This is a genomic window from Ruegeria sp. HKCCA4008, from assembly GCF_013033125.1.
Lineage (GTDB): Bacteria > Pseudomonadota > Alphaproteobacteria > Rhodobacterales > Rhodobacteraceae > Ruegeria.
The window spans coordinates 45,496-60,407 of sequence record NZ_WQDM01000008.1 but is presented as its reverse complement, the minus strand read 5'-3'; the positions used below and the strand labels follow the sequence as shown (position 1 = coordinate 60,407).

At 58.5% G+C, this 14,912-nt stretch carries 13 protein-coding genes; 11 read left to right on the top strand and 2 right to left on the bottom strand.

What is annotated here, in order from left to right; translation table 11 throughout:
• Positions 1–18: 18 nt before the first annotated feature.
• Entirely contained in the window at positions 19–2,736 is a 2,718-nt protein-coding gene (gene secA, locus GOW60_RS16385; protein WP_171230100.1) for a preprotein translocase subunit SecA, read from the bottom strand.
• Positions 2,737–2,912: 176 nt separating this feature from the next.
• On the opposite strand from secA, the gene GOW60_RS16380 reads away from it, so the two are divergent.
• Genes GOW60_RS16380 through mutT form a run of 3 tightly spaced genes read left to right on the top strand, consistent with a single transcriptional unit; the run spans position 2,913 to position 5,389 of the window.
• On the top strand, positions 2,913–3,761 hold the full coding sequence (locus GOW60_RS16380) for a peptidylprolyl isomerase (protein ID WP_171230099.1): 849 nt from the start codon (positions 2,913–2,915) through the stop codon (positions 3,759–3,761).
• A 6-nt stretch (positions 3,762–3,767) separates the two neighbouring features.
• Positions 3,768–4,994, top strand: a complete 1,227-nt coding sequence (gene argJ / locus GOW60_RS16375; protein WP_171230098.1) for a bifunctional glutamate N-acetyltransferase/amino-acid acetyltransferase ArgJ — start codon at positions 3,768–3,770, stop codon at positions 4,992–4,994.
• Positions 4,991–5,389 carry an 8-oxo-dGTP diphosphatase MutT gene (gene mutT, locus GOW60_RS16370; protein ID WP_171230097.1) on the top strand — a complete coding sequence of 133 codons (399 nt, stop codon included), beginning with the start codon at positions 4,991–4,993 and terminating at the stop codon, positions 5,387–5,389. Before argJ ends, mutT begins: the two co-directional genes overlap by 4 nt.
• A 24-nt stretch (positions 5,390–5,413) precedes the next feature.
• On the opposite strand, the gene GOW60_RS16365 is transcribed toward mutT, so the two are convergent.
• Positions 5,414–5,842, bottom strand: coding sequence for a GFA family protein (locus tag GOW60_RS16365; protein WP_171230096.1), 429 nt, complete (start codon positions 5,840–5,842; stop codon positions 5,414–5,416).
• A gap of 313 nt (positions 5,843–6,155) precedes the next feature.
• Here GOW60_RS16365 and GOW60_RS16360 point away from each other — a divergent pair, with 313 nt between their 5' ends.
• The 8 genes from GOW60_RS16360 (at position 6,156) to GOW60_RS16325 (ending at position 14,891) form a co-directional block, all read left to right on the top strand.
• Entirely contained in the window at positions 6,156–8,099 is a 1,944-nt protein-coding gene (locus GOW60_RS16360) for an AMP-binding protein (RefSeq protein WP_171230227.1), read from the top strand.
• A gap of 78 nt (positions 8,100–8,177) precedes the next feature.
• Positions 8,178–8,996: an ABC transporter ATP-binding protein gene (locus tag GOW60_RS16355; RefSeq protein WP_171116793.1), complete on the top strand. Its 819-nt coding sequence runs from the start codon at positions 8,178–8,180 to the stop codon at positions 8,994–8,996.
• A gap of 29 nt (positions 8,997–9,025) precedes the next feature.
• Entirely contained in the window at positions 9,026–10,012 is a 987-nt protein-coding gene (locus GOW60_RS16350; RefSeq protein ID WP_152459553.1) for a branched-chain amino acid ABC transporter permease, read from the top strand.
• 3 nt (positions 10,013–10,015) lie between these two features.
• Complete coding sequence (locus tag GOW60_RS16345) at positions 10,016–10,273, top strand: hypothetical protein (protein ID WP_171230095.1); 258 nt, start codon at positions 10,016–10,018, stop codon at positions 10,271–10,273.
• A gap of 3 nt (positions 10,274–10,276) precedes the next feature.
• Positions 10,277–11,353, top strand: a complete 1,077-nt coding sequence (locus tag GOW60_RS16340; protein WP_171230094.1) for a branched-chain amino acid ABC transporter permease — start codon at positions 10,277–10,279, stop codon at positions 11,351–11,353.
• 74 nt (positions 11,354–11,427) lie between these two features.
• Positions 11,428–12,711 carry an ABC transporter substrate-binding protein gene (locus tag GOW60_RS16335; protein ID WP_171230093.1) on the top strand — a complete coding sequence of 428 codons (1,284 nt, stop codon included), beginning with the start codon at positions 11,428–11,430 and terminating at the stop codon, positions 12,709–12,711.
• 109 nt (positions 12,712–12,820) lie between these two features.
• Positions 12,821–13,654 (top strand): ABC transporter ATP-binding protein, encoded by an 834-nt coding sequence (locus GOW60_RS16330; protein WP_171171432.1) that lies wholly within the window; start codon positions 12,821–12,823, stop codon positions 13,652–13,654.
• A 19-nt stretch (positions 13,655–13,673) separates the two neighbouring features.
• A complete protein-coding gene (locus tag GOW60_RS16325) occupies positions 13,674–14,891 on the top strand; it encodes a phenylacetate--CoA ligase family protein (protein WP_171230092.1) in 1,218 nt (405 codons plus the stop codon).
• The last annotated feature ends 21 nt before the right edge of the window (positions 14,892–14,912 follow it).

The window sequence follows — 14,912 nt, the reverse complement described above, 5'->3', positions numbered from 1 at the left end:
TGGATTCGGCGGGTGACGTTAGGTCAGTCGGCCATGGCAGTGTTTGAACTTCTTGCCCGAGCCACACGGGCACGGATCATTTCGCGACGGGTTGCCCCAGGTCGATGGGTCGCTTTCGTTGAACCCCGGAAGCGCATCACCCGAGGCCGCAGCCTCGGCCTTGGCTTCGGCCTGTTTCGCGGCCTTGTCCACGGCCTCCTGCGCCTGAGCCTGCTGCCCGGCCATCTGAGCCAGCATTTCTTTCTGTTCTTCTTCGGTCAGCGGGCGTACGCGCGACAATTGCTGTGTCACGGTCTCGCGCAGGGAATCCAGCATAGTTTCGAACAGCTGAAAGCTTTCGGTCTTGTATTCGTTCAGAGGATCGCGCTGGGCATAACCGCGGAAACCCACGACCGAGCGCAGATGTTCCAGGGTCAGCAGGTGCTCGCGCCATTTGCTGTCGATGGTCTGAAGCAGAACCTGTTTTTCGATGTTGCGCATGTTTTCAGGGCCAAAGGCGACGGCCTTCTGGGCCATCATCTCATCCGCGGCCTTGATCAGACGTTCGCGCACCTGCTCGTCATCCACGCCTTCTTCGGCGGCCCAGTCCTGAACCGGGACGTCCATATTCAGCTTGTCCTTTATCGCCTCGTGCAGACCCTCAGTATCCCACTGATCAGCATAGGATTTCGGCGGCATGTATTCGTCAATCAGGTCGTCAATCACCTGTTCGCGCATATCCGAGACGATCTCGGACAGGTCGTTCGCAGACATGATTTCGCGGCGCTGGCTGAAGATCACCTTCCGCTGGTCGTTCATCACGTCGTCGAACTTCAGAACGTTCTTGCGCATGTCAAAGTTGCGGCCTTCTACCTTGGACTGCGCGCGTTCCAGCGACTTGTTCACCCAGGGGTGAATGATCGCCTCGCCTTCTTTCATGCCCAGCGTGGTCAATACTTTGTCCAGCCGCTCCGAGCCGAAGATGCGCATCAGGTCATCCTCGAGGCTCAGGTAAAATACCGTTCGGCCCGGGTCGCCCTGACGGCCGGAACGGCCGCGCAGCTGGTTGTCGATGCGGCGGCTTTCGTGGCGTTCCGACGCCATGACGTAAAGGCCGCCAGCAGCCAGAACCTTTTCTTTTTCTTCGGCGTGGCGTGCTTCTTCGGCGGCCCGCAGCTCGGACGGATCCGCGTCTGGATTCTCGGCAATCGCTTTCAGCACCTTCATCTCGACATTGCCGCCAAGCTGAATGTCGGTGCCGCGACCGGCCATGTTGGTGGCGATGGTCACCGCACCCAGACGACCGGCATCAGCAACGATCTGCGCCTCTTGTTCGTGCTGGCGGGCGTTCAGAACGTTGTGCTTGATACCTTCCTTGGTCAGCATCTGGCTGAGCAGTTCGGATTTTTCGATCGACGTGGTCCCCAGCAGAACCGGCTGGCCCTTTTCCTGCGCCTTTTTCGTCTCGGCGATCATCGCATTGTATTTTTCGGCGGCCGTACGATAGACCTGATCATCTTCGTCGATACGGGCAATCGGCAGGTTGGTCGGAACTTCGACCACGCCCAGACCGTAGATCTCGGCAAATTCTTCGGCCTCGGTCAACGCGGTGCCGGTCATGCCGCTCAGTTTGTCGTACAGGCGGAAATAGTTCTGGAAAGTCACGCTGGCCAATGTGACGTTTTCCGGCTGGATCTGAACCTTTTCCTTGGCTTCGATCGCCTGATGCAGACCTTCGGACAGGCGACGGCCCGGCATCATGCGGCCGGTGAATTCATCGATCAGAACGACATTGCCGTCGCGCACGATGTAATCCTTGTCGCGCTGGAACAGCTTGTGTGCACGCAGCGCCTGGTTGACGTGATGCACGACGGTGGTGCTTTCCGGGTCATACAGGGAATGGCCTTCGGGAATCAGGCCGGCCTGAAGCAACTGTGCCTCAAGGAATTCGTTGCCTTCATCGGTAAAGGTCACATTGCGCGATTTTTCGTCCAGGGTGTAATGATCATCGCTCAGCGTCGGGATCAGGGCATCAATGGCGGTGTACAGATCCGACCGATCCTGCGCGGGACCCGAGATGATCAGCGGCGTCCGCGCTTCATCGATCAGGATCGAGTCGACCTCGTCCACAATCGCAAAGTTGTGATGTTTCTGGTAAACCTGCTCCAGATCCGCCTTCATGTTGTCGCGCAGATAGTCAAAGCCCAGCTCATTGTTGGTGGCATACGTGATGTCACAGGAATACGCGGCCAGTTTTTCCGCGTCGGGCTGGCCGGACCAGATCACACCAGTGGTCATGCCTACGGCCGCAAACACCTTGCCCATCCATTCCGCGTCACGTTTGGCTAGGTATTCGTTCACCGTGACGACATGCACGCCCTTGCCGGTCAGCGCGTTCAAATAGGCCGGGAAGGTGGCGACCAGAGTCTTGCCTTCGCCCGTCTTCATTTCCGAGATGTTGCCCTGATGCAGAAAAATGCCGCCCATCAGCTGCACGTCAAAGGCCCGCAGGCCAAGTGCGCGCTTGGCGCCCTCGCGTACGTTGGCAAAGGCCTCGGGCAGCAGGTCGTCCAGGCTTTCGCCATCCAGTGCCCGCTTGCGCAGGTCTTCGGTCTTGTCGATCAGACCTTGATCTGAAAGTTTTTCAAACTCTGGCTCCAGCGCATTGATCTTTTCGACCAGAGGGCGGGTCGCCTTGATCTTGCGGTCGTTCGGTGTTCCGAACACCTTTTTGGCGAGCGTTCCGAGTCCCAGCATGTTCACTCCAGAGGATCTGTTCTTTTCGTGGTTGCGACAGGCTTGCCCACCTTGCGCGCAACCCATAGATACGGGGGGTGAAAGGCGGCCCTGTCCAAGGCTTCAAAGCGATGTAAGCGGCAGGTTCCAGAGTGTCAACGCCGCGCCCTGTCGCGGCAAGAAAATAGGATGATTCAATGCCCAAAGGTCTCACTTTTCTGCCATCGCTGGCCCTGGCCGCCGTGATGGCCCTGCCGCTGGCCGCCGAAACCCAGCCGGATGCATCGACCGTTGTCGCTCGGGTAAACGGGGATGAGATCACATTGGGTCACGTGATCGCCACCGTCGCTTCTTTGCCACCGCAATATCAGCAGGCGGAAGACGACGTGCTGTTCGATTTCGTTCTGGAACAGCTGATCCAGCAGCAATTGCTGGGACAGCAACAGGATGGCCTGAACAAGCAAAACGCGCTGACACTCGACAATGAAAAGCGGTCGCTTCAGGCGGTTCAGACGGTCGCGGCTCTGACCAACGATCTCGTCACAGAGGAAGCCATTCAGGCCGCTTACGATGCGCGTTTCAACGATTTTGCAGGTGAAGACGAATTCGACGCCAGCCATATTCTGGTGGAATCGGAAGAAGAAGCCAAAGCGCTCAAGGCACAGCTTGATGATGGCGCCGACTTTGCGGAACTTGCCCGCGAGAACTCGACCGGTCCGTCCGGCCCGAATGGTGGCGCGCTGGGATGGTTCGGAAAAGGCCAGATGGTTCCTGAATTTGAGGCAGCAGTGATCGCGCTGGAAAAAGGGCAGGTGTCGGATCCGGTGCAAACTCAGTTTGGCTGGCATCTGGTTAAGCTGAACGACAAGCGCAAAACCGAAGCCCCCGAACTGGACGCGGTGCGCGATGAGCTGGCCCAAACGATCCAGCAAGATGCAATTCAGACGCGGATCGACGAGTTGACGCAGCAGGCACAGATCGAACGCCCCGCGCTGGAAGGCGCAGGCCCCGAGATCATGCGCCAGCTGGACCTGATTCAGGAGTAAAGACCAGTGGCCACGATCCCGAAGGTTTCGCCGCTGGCGCCGGCGTCTTTCCCTGAACTGCCTGCGATTGACGGTGTGCGTTTTGCCACCGTCGAAGCGGGTGTGCGCTATAAGGGTCGCACGGATGTCATGCTGGCTGTTCTTGATCCGGGCACGTCGGTGGCGGGTGTCTTCACCCGCTCGGCCACCCGCGCGGCACCGGTTCTGGATTGTCAGAAGAAAATCGGCGGCCCCAGCGATGGACCTGCGGCGATCCTTGTGAACTCGGGCAACGCCAACGCCTTTACCGGGCATTATGGCCAGACATCGGTTGCCGAGGTGACGCAGGCCGTTTCCAAATCGACCGGTGTCCCGGTCGAACGGGTCTTTACCTCGTCCACCGGTGTCATCGGTGAACCGCTGCCGCATGATCGCATCATATCGCAGCTTGAGGCGTTGAAATCCGGCCTCAGCCGCCATGCCATCGAAAACGCCGCGCGGGCGATCATGACGACGGACACGTTCCCGAAAGGGGCGAGCGCACAGGTCGAAATCGGTGGCAAAACAGTCTCTATTGCAGGGATTGCGAAGGGTTCCGGAATGATCGCGCCAGACATGGCGACGATGCTGGTCTATATCTTCACCGACGCACAGGTTGAGCAATCGGCGTTGCAGGAAATGCTGAGCGCCCACACAGATCGCACCTTCAACTGCATCACTGTGGACAGCGACACCTCGACCTCGGATACGCTGCTTTTGTGCGCCACCGGGGCCTCGGGCGTCGATGCCACCACCAACGCTGCATTTGCCGAGGCGCTGGAAGGCGTGATGCTGGATCTGGCGCAACAAGTGGTGCGTGACGGGGAAGGCGCCACCAAATTCGTGGAAATCCGCGTGACCGGAGCCGCCTCGGACGCTGACGCCAAGATCCACGGTCTGGCCATCGCCAACTCCCCTCTGGTAAAAACCGCCATTGCCGGTGAGGATCCGAACTGGGGCCGTATCGTCATGGCCATCGGCAAGTCGGGCGCGGCGGCGGATCGCGACAAGCTCAGCATTTCCTTCGGTGATATTCTTGTGGCCGAGAACGGCTGGGTCAGCCCCAACTACCGCGAAGAGGACGCCGCCGAATACATGAAAGGTCAGGACCTCGTGATTGCGGTCGATCTGGCGCTGGGCGAGGGGAAATCCACCGTCTGGACCTGTGATCTGACCCACGGCTATATCGAGATCAACGCGGATTATCGCTCGTGAAAACCGTGTTAGTCTCTGCTGTCGCCCTGATCGACATCGAGGGCCGCGTGCTGCTGGCCCAACGCCCCGAAGGCAAATCCATGGCCGGACTGTGGGAATTCCCCGGCGGCAAGATCGAGACGGGCGAAACCCCCGAGGCCGCCCTGATCCGCGAGTTGCACGAGGAACTGGGCATCGACACCTGGGCCTCGTGTCTTGCACCGCTGACCTTTGCCAGCCACAGCTATGATGATTTCCACCTGCTGATGCCCCTGTTTGCCTGCCGCAAATGGGACGGCATCCCGCAGTCGAAAGAGGGTCAGGCGCTGAAATGGGTGCGCGCGAATGACCTGCGGAACTATCCGATGCCGGCTGCCGATGTGCCGCTGATTCCGATTTTGCGGGATTGGCTTTGAGCGTTACTTAGACCCTGAATCGGCCTAATCGTCATAAGCACTCAAATCCTCTGGGGCGTGAAGGAGTGTGCCCTCGTACTTCGTCAGATCGTCTTCGATACGCAGCCATGGAAGTTTGCTTTGGTAGTTGACGTGGAAGGTCGGAACAAAGTCCTCTGGGTGTTCCATTGAAGCGGCATATAAATGCATCCCACCAGGGTAATGGTCTGCTTCAAAACCAACTGGAGAACCACAATCGCGGCAGAAATGCCGGAATACACCTTTTGAGCTTTCCAGTGTTTTGGGTGCTTGGGCAGTCCATTTGAAGTTCCGAAGTGGAACACCCAACCATGCAACTATGGGTGCGGCACAGTTTCGACGGCAATCATCGCAATGGCAGTAGCACGCCCATGTCACATCCCCGATAAACTCCCATTTCGTATTTTTGCACAGGCAATTGCCTCGCGTTGTCATGTCAAGCTCCTTGTTCACTTGCCAATTTGTATTGGCACGCCCATTGGCCCAAGACTGTTTGAAAGCAGACAGTTAAAGTACAAAACACGACTAGAATATGCGGTTTGAAACAGGATCAGACGATCACCCCTCCATTGTTACAATTCGTAAGAATTGAGAAAACATCACGAAAAAGTTGACGCTGATCGTCCTCCTTGTCCTTAATCGGGGCAACAGCGTTCCGGTCTGACCCGGCGACGCCGTTCCGGCCCGACCCGGGGCCGGATGGGGAGGAGAGATAGAATTGGCTCAGACGCAGTCGGGCGCCGAAGGGATGCACTCCCTTCCGGCGCTGCTACATCGCAATGCGACGCAGTTCGGGGATGCCCCGGCTTACCGCGAAAAGGAATTCGGGATCTGGCAATGCTGGACCTGGGCGGAAACGGCCGCCGAAATCCGCGCGCTGGCGCTTGGATTTCTTGAACTTGGCGTTGAAAAAGGTGACCACATCGCCGTAATCGGGCGCAACCGTCCGGCACATTATTGGTCAATGGTTGCGGCGCAGATGGTCGGTGCCATTCCGGTCCCTCTCTATCAAGACGCGGTTGCCGAAGAGATGGCCTATGTGCTGGAGCATTGCGGGGCGAAATATGTCGTCTGCGGCGATCAGGAGCAGGTCGACAAGGTCATCGAGATTCAGGAAAACCTGCATCAGGTCAAACACATCCTCTATACCGACAAGCGCGGTATGCGGAAATACGACCACAGCCAGATGAATGCCCTTGACGACATCAAGGCCGAGGGCAGCGCCGGTCATGCGCGTTTCGACGCCGAACTGGACAGGCGCATCGGCGAGATCACCTATGACGACACCTGCGTGATGCTTTATACCTCGGGTACCACGGGCAAGCCCAAGGGCGTGGTGCTGTCAAACCGCAACGTGATCGAAAGTGCAAAGAACTCAGCCGAATTCGACCACCTGACCCGCAACGAGGACATCCTGTCCTATCTGCCGATGGCCTGGGTCGGGGATTTCATCTTTTCCATCGGTCAGGCCTACTGGTGCGGCTTCTGCGTGAACTGCCCTGAAAGCGCCGACACGATGATGACTGACCTGCGCGAGATCGGGCCGACCTATTTCTTCGCGCCGCCGCGGGTCTTCGAGACCCAGTTGACCAATGTGATGATCCGAATGGAGGATGCCAGCAAGCTCAAGCAGCGCATGTTCCACTACTTCATGGCGCATGCCAAGAAGGTCGGCGGCCGGTTGCTGGATGGCAAGCCGGTGAGCTTGGGTGACAGGTTGAAATATGCGCTGGGCAATCTGTTGGTTTACGGGCCGCTCAAAGACACGCTGGGATATGGGCGCTTTCGGGTGGGCTATACGGCGGGTGAGGCGATCGGGCCGGAGATCTTTGATTTCTATCGCTCTTTAGGCATCAACCTGAAACAGTTGTACGGCCAAACCGAGGCGACCGTGTTCATCACCGTCCAGCCCGACGGCGAGGTGCGCGCCGACACCGTTGGCGTCCCGGCCCCCGATGTCGAGATCAGGATCGACGACAAGGGCGAGATACACTACCGCTCGCCCGGCGTGTTCGTCGAATATTTCAAGAACCCGGACTCGACCGCATCGACCAAGGACCCTGAAGGCTGGGTGGCCACGGGCGACGCGGGGTTCATCGAGGAAAGCTCGGGTCATCTGCGGATCATCGACCGCGCCAAGGACGTGGGCAAGATGGCCGACGGGTCGATGTTCGCGCCGAAATATGTCGAGAACAAGCTGAAGTTCTATCCCGATATTCTGGAGGCGGTGCTGTTCGGCAATGGCAAGGATCGCTGTGTGGCCTTCATCAATATCGATCTGACCGCGGTCGGCAACTGGGCCGAACGCAACAACGTGGCCTATGCCTCGTATCAGGAACTGGCGGGACATCCGCGCGTGCTAGAGACGATCAAGGCCCATGTGGAAGAGGTGAACAAGTCGGTCGCCGCTGACGAGATGCTATCGGGCTGTCAGGTGCACCGCTTTGTGGTGCTGCACAAGGAACTGGATGCCGATGATGGCGAGATGACCCGGACCCGCAAGGTGCGGCGTGGGTTTGTCGAGGACAAGTTCAGCGACATCATTGCCGCGCTTTATGACGGGTCCAAGACGGTTTCGACCACGACCGAGGTGACCTATGAGGATGGTCGCAAGGGATCGATTTCGGCGACGCTGGAAATTGTCGATGCGCCGGTTGTTCCCGTCGCCCAACACAAGGTTGCCGCAGAATGAGGGCCGCACGCGCGCCGCTCGACCTGCGGTCATCGCCCCGCCCGCCGTCCCGTTTTCGCGCAAGTCAGGGAGTGACCGATGCTGGATAATTCCGAAGGATATGTCACCGAAGACGGTCGCAAGATCGGCGGTGTGGTGATGGAAATGAAGAACATCACCCTGCGTTTTGGCGGCGTGGTGGCGATCAAGGATATCTCGTTCGATATCCGCGAGGGCGAGATCCGCGCCATCATCGGGCCGAACGGCGCCGGGAAATCCTCGATGCTGAACGTGATCTCGGGCTTCTATGTTCCGCAGGAAGGCGAGGTCTGGTTCCATGGGTCCAGGCGCCCGCCCATGCGCCCCTTTGAGGTGGCGCAGCAGGGAATCGCGCGGACGTTCCAGAACATCGCCCTGTTCGAGGGTATGAGCGTTCTGGACAACGTGATGACGGGTCGTCTGAACTTCATGAAGACCAACATCCTCCAGCAGGCGATCTGGCGCGGCAAGGCCGAAGCGGAAGAGGTGCAAAACCGCGAGGCGGTCGAGAAGATCATCGACTTTCTTGAAATCCAGCACATCCGCAAGACGCCCGTGTCACGTCTGCCATACGGGTTGAAGAAACGTGTCGAACTGGCGCGAGCGCTAGCGGCGGAGCCCAAGCTGTTGCTGCTGGATGAGCCGATGGCCGGGATGAATGTCGAAGAGAAAGAGGACATGAGCCGCTTTATCCTCGACGTGAATGACGAATTCGGCACCACGATTGCTTTGATCGAGCACGATATGGGTGTGGTGATGGATCTGAGCGACCGGGTGGTCGTGATGGATTACGGCAAAAAGATCGGCGACGGCACACCCGACGAGGTGCGCAACAACCAGGAAGTCATCGACGCCTATCTGGGGGTCAGCCATGATTAAGCTCTGGGCAGAATTGGGGAGGGGCTGGGATGCCTGAACAACTTATCTTCGCGATGGAGGTCATCCTCAATGGTCTGATGGCCGGGGTGCTCTATGCGCTGGTCGCGCTGGGCTTTGTGCTGATCTACAAGGCGTCCGGTATTTTCAATTATGCGCAAGGGGTTATGGCCCTGTTTGCGGCGATGACATTGGTCGGGATCATGAATGGGCAAGTGCCGTTTGCCCATCTGATCAACGCGACTTTCGGCACCCATATCCATTATTTCGGGTGGAATGTGCCCGCGCTGTTCGCGATCATTCTGACGATGGGTGTGATGGTATTGCTGGCCTGGGCCGTGCAGCGGTTCGTCATGCGCCATCTGGTGGGGCAGGAACCGATCATTCTGTTCATGGCGACCATTGGTCTGGCGTATTTCCTTGAAGGCGTGGCCGACCTGATGTGGGGGTCTGAAATCAAGACGCTGGATGTGGGCCTGCCACAAGGGATCAACCTATGGATTGATGAGACGACCTATAACATCTTCGACTACGGCTTCTTCATCGACAATCTGGACATCGTGGCAACGATCATTGCGGCGCTGTTGGTGGCCGCTCTGGTGGCGTTCAGCCAGTACACCAAGCAGGGCCGGGCCATGCGCGCGGTGGCGGATGACCATCAGGCGGCGCTGTCGGTGGGCATATCGCTCAACTTCATCTGGGTCATGGTCTGGTCGGTGGCCGGGTTCGTCGCTCTGGTCGCGGGCATCATGTGGGGCACCAAATCGGGGGTCCAGTTTTCACTGTCGCTGATCGCACTCAAGGCGCTGCCGGTGCTGATGCTGGGCGGGTTCACCTCGATCCCCGGTGCCATCGTGGGCGGTCTGATCATCGGCGTGGGGGAAAAGCTGTTCGAATTCGCAATCGGACCGATGGTCGGTGGCGCAACCGAGAACTGGTTTGCCTATGTGCTGGCGCTGATCTTCCTTGTGTTCAGGCCGCAAGGCCTGTTCGGAGAAAAGATCATCGAGAGGGTGTAGGGCATGACCAAGCTGATCGCCATCATCAACGTGATCGCATGGGCGGGGTTCTGGGCCTTTGGCTACATCGCCCTCACATCAGACGATCTGACCGAAGGCCAACTGACGATTGCAGCGATCCTGGCCTTTGCAGGGCTGATCATGGGGGTTCTGGCCTACTTGAAGCTGGTGCGCGCCTCGGAGGCGAGCGGATATGCCAAAGGGTCCAATCAATTGGACGCCGCAGCCCGGAATCGGGCGCAGGAACAATGGGGAAAGTAAGACATGTTCTATCGTGAGGCCGGAGATTTCAAAACCTCCTACGTGGATGACAGCCAGACTTTCCCGATCAAGTTCGATCGGTATCGATACTATGTGGTGCTGGCGGTGGCCTTCGGGATCATTCCGTTCATCATCAACGACTACTGGGCCAATGCACTTCTGCTGCCCTTCCTGATCTATGCGATCGCAGCCATTGGGCTGAACATTCTTGTGGGGTATTGCGGGCAGGTTTCCTTGGGTACCGGGGGGTTCATGGCCGTTGGGGCCTATGCCTGCTACAAGCTGATGACCGCCTTTCCAGACGTGTCGATGTTCATCCACGTGATCCTGGCCGGTGGCATCACTGCCATCGTGGGCGTGCTGTTCGGCTTGCCGTCACTGCGGATCAAAGGGTTTTATCTTGCAGTGGCGACGCTGGCGGCGCAGTTCTTTCTGGTCTGGCTATTCAACCGGGTGCCGTGGTTCTACAACTACTCGGCTTCGGGGCAGATCAACGCGCCGGAACGGGATGTGTTCGGCATCATCATCACCGGTCCGAATGCATCGGCCTGGGCCACCTATCTGTTCTGTCTGATTTTCCTGACCGTCTGCGCCATCGTTGCGCGCAACCTGACACGTGGTACGACAGGGCGGACATGGATGGCGATCCGCGACATGGACATCGCCGCCGAGATCATCGGGGTGAACCCGCTCAAGGCGAAACTGACCGCCTTTGCCGTAAGCTCGTTCTTCGTGGGCATCGCGGGCGCGCTGTTTTTCGCGGTCTATCTGGGCGCGGTCGAGGTCGGCGAGGTGTTCGGAATCCAGAAATCGTTCCTGGTTCTGTTCATGGTCATTATCGGCGGACTAGGGTCTATTTTCGGGTCCTTTGCCGGGGCCGCTTTCCTGGTTTTGCTGCCGGTGGTTCTTAAACTTGTTGGCGTCGATTTGCTGGGCTGGCCCACTGACATCGTCGCGCATCTTAACCTGGTGATCGTGGGTGCGCTGATCATCATGTTCCTGATCCTCGAACCACACGGGCTGGCGCAGCTGTGGCGCGTGGCGAAAGAGAAACTCAGACTCTGGCCGTTCCCGCACTAAGGGGCAGGCCCAAGGAAAAGACGGGTGCGAAGCCCGAAACTCAACATCGGATCAATCAAGGGAGGACACACCCGATGAACAAGAAACTGGCAACCCTGGCGCTGGGCGCCGTGATGGCCGCAGGTCCGGTCATGGCCGACCTGGTGTTCCCATCGCTCAGCTACCGGACTGGCCCATACGCAGCGGGCGGCATTCCGTTCGCGGATGGCTATGCGGACTATTTCACCCTGCTGAACGAACGCGATGGCGGTATCGGTGGCGTTCCGGCCAAGGTTATCGAGTGCGAAACCGGCTATAACACCGAAAAAGGTGTGGAATGCTATGAATCGACCAAGGGTGAAGGCGCTCTGGTCTATCAACCTCTGTCGACCGGCATCACCTATCAGCTGATCCCGAAAGTAACGGCAGACGGCATCCCGCTTCACACGATGGGCTATGGCCGGACCTCGGCTGCCAACGGCAAGGTGTTCAGCCATGTGTTCAACTATCCGGCTAACTACTGGAACGGTGCGTCCGGCGCGATCAATTATCTGCTGCACGAAAATGGCGGAGATCTGAGCGGCAAGAAGATTGCGCTGGTCTATCACAATTCTGCCTACGGCAAAGAACCGATCCGCACACTTGAAACCCTGGCCGAAAAGCATGGCTATGAACTGACCCTGCTGCCCGTTGACCACCCCGGTCAGGAGCAAAAATCGCAGTGGTTGCAGATCCGCCGTGAAAAGCCGGACTATGTCATCATGTGGGGCTGGGGCGTCATGAACCAGGTTGCGGTTCAGGAAGCCGCCAACATCCGCTTCCCGATGGAAAATTTCATCGGTGTCTGGTGGTCGGGCGCGGAATTCGACGTTGAGCCGGCAGGCGAAAAAGCCAATGGCTACAAAGCGTTGACCTTCACCGGCCTGGGTATGGACTATCCGGTCTACGACGATCTGAAGAAATACGTTGTGGATGCGGGCAAAGCCGCTGGCGCGGGTGATCAGCTGGGAACGGTTCAGTACAACCGTGGTCTCTATGCCGCGATGCTGGCGGCCGAAGCCGTGAAGACCGCGCAGGAGATGCACGGAACCGCCGATATCGATGCATCGATGATGCGTGACGGAATGGAAGCGCTGGAAATCACCAATGCCAAGATGGAAGGTCTGGGCATGGCAGGTTTTGGACCCGAATTCGCGGTAAGCTGTGAAAACCATGGCGGACCCGGTCTTGTGGGCGTCGTTCAGTGGGACGCGGCAGCAGGAACCTGGAACCCGGTTCAGGATTTCAAACCGACCGATGTCGAGGTGATCAGCGCGCTGATCGAAGAAGACTCGGGCGCATATGCGGCTGAAAACAACATCTCTCCGCGTTGTGAATGATAAACTGATCGCCCCGGACATTCCGGGGCGGTGCAGACAACCGGAGCGGCGGTTTGCCGCCGCTCCTCACGAACAGTCCCGAAGGGGACAGGCATGAGGACACGCGCTGATGCTTGATGCGGCACAAACCACTGACGTGCAGGCGGAAACCCTGCTTGAGGTCAACAATATCGAGGTGATCTACAACCACGTGATCCTCGTGCTGAAGGGCGTAAGCCTGACTGTGCCCAAGGGCGGTATCACGGCCTTGCTGGGGGGCAATGGCGCGGGCAAGACGACCACGCTCAAAGCAGTCTCTAACCTGCTGCATTCAGAACGCGGCGAGGTCACGAAAGGCACGATCAAGTATCGTGGCCAAAGCGTACACGAAAGCGACCCCGCCGTATTGGTTGAAAAAGGCGTGATTCAGGTGATGGAAGGCCGTCACTGTTTCGAACACCTGACGGTTGAAGAAAACCTGCTGACGGGCGCGTATACCCGCAAGGACGGCAGCGCAGCGATCCAGCAGGATCTGGAGCTGGTCTACAATTACTTTCCCCGCCTGAAAGAGCGCCGCCGCTCGCAGGCAGGTTATACGTCGGGTGGTGAACAGCAGATGGTAGCCATGGGCCGGGCACTGATGTCGCGCCCCGAGACAATCCTGCTGGACGAACCTTCGATGGGACTGGCGCCGCAGTTGGTCGAAGAAATTTTCGGCATCGTGAAAGATCTCAACGAGAAAGAGGGCGTATCGTTCCTGTTGGCCGAGCAGAACACAAATGTCGCCCTTCGGTTCGCGCATTACGGATACATTCTGGAATCCGGGCGCGTTGTGATGGATGGCCCGGCCGCAGAACTGCGCGAGAATCCGGATGTCAAAGAATTCTACCTCGGCATGTCTGACGAAGGCCGCAAGAGTTTTCGCGATGTGCGGTCCTATCGTCGCCGCAAGAGGTGGCTGTGAGCGGATGGAGGATATCGCGATGACCTATTTCGACGCACTCGAAACACGCTCGGCGGACGAACGAACTTCGGATCAGGCTGCAGCTCTGGTAGAGCAGATCAAGCGTGCTGCATCGGCCCCCGGGTTTGCTGCACATTTTTCTGATTCAGACACTAACAAAGTGATTTCGGCAGATGATTTGCCGATGTTGCCGGTGCTGCGCAAGTCGGACCTGATCCGCGCGCAGGCGGAACGCCCCCCATTTGGCGGGTTCACCGTGAAGCCCGCGCGCCACTTTCATCATGTGTTCCAGTCCCCCGGGCCGATCTATGAACCGGGCAGTACCGATCACGACTGGTGGCGTATGGGCCGGTTCCTGCATGCCGCTGGTGTTGCAGCTGGTGATATTGTTCAGAACTGCTTTGGCTATCACCTGACACCGGCTGGCATGATCTTTGAAAACGGTGCCCGCGCAGTTGGTGCTGCCGTTTTGCCGGCGGGAACCGGGCAGACCGAACTGCAGGTGACAGCCGCGCGTGACGTTGGCTGCACCGCCTATGCGGGCACTCCTGATTATCTAAAGGTCATCCTGGACAAGGCCGACGAGATGGGCGTTTCGCTGAATTTCTCCAAGGCCGCTGTTGGTGGTGGCGCGCTGTTCCCGTCCCTGCGTCAGGAATATGCGGATCGCGGTATTTCGTGCCTGCAATGCTATGCGACGGCGGATCTGGGTAACATCGCCTATGAAAGCGCCGCGATGGAAGGGATGATCATCGACGAACACGTGATCGTCGAAATCGTGACGCCCGGAACCGGAACCCCGGTCGAGCCGGGCGAGGTGGGCGAGGTTGTCGTGACCTCTCTCAACCCGGATTACCCGCTGATCCGCTTTGCGACCGGGGATCTTTCTGCCGTCATGCCGGGTGTCTCGCCCTGTGGCCGGACCAACACCCGGATCAAAGGCTGGATGGGTCGCGCCGATCAGACCACTAAGATCAAGGGAATGTTCGTACGCCCGGAACAGGTTGCGGCCCTGGTCGACAAGCATGAGGAAATTGTCAAAGCCCGCGTCATCGCAGCCCGCCAGGGTGAGATGGACACGATGACGGTCCGGATCGAAAGCCCACGCGGTGACGACCCGGCATACGCCAAGTCAGTGGCCGAAGTGTTGAAACTGAAAGGTGCGATCGAGGTCGTGGCACCCGGATCCCTTCCCAAGGACGGGGTGGTGATCGAGGATCAGCGCGTCTACGAATAGCGGTGTTTTTCAGATCTGCGG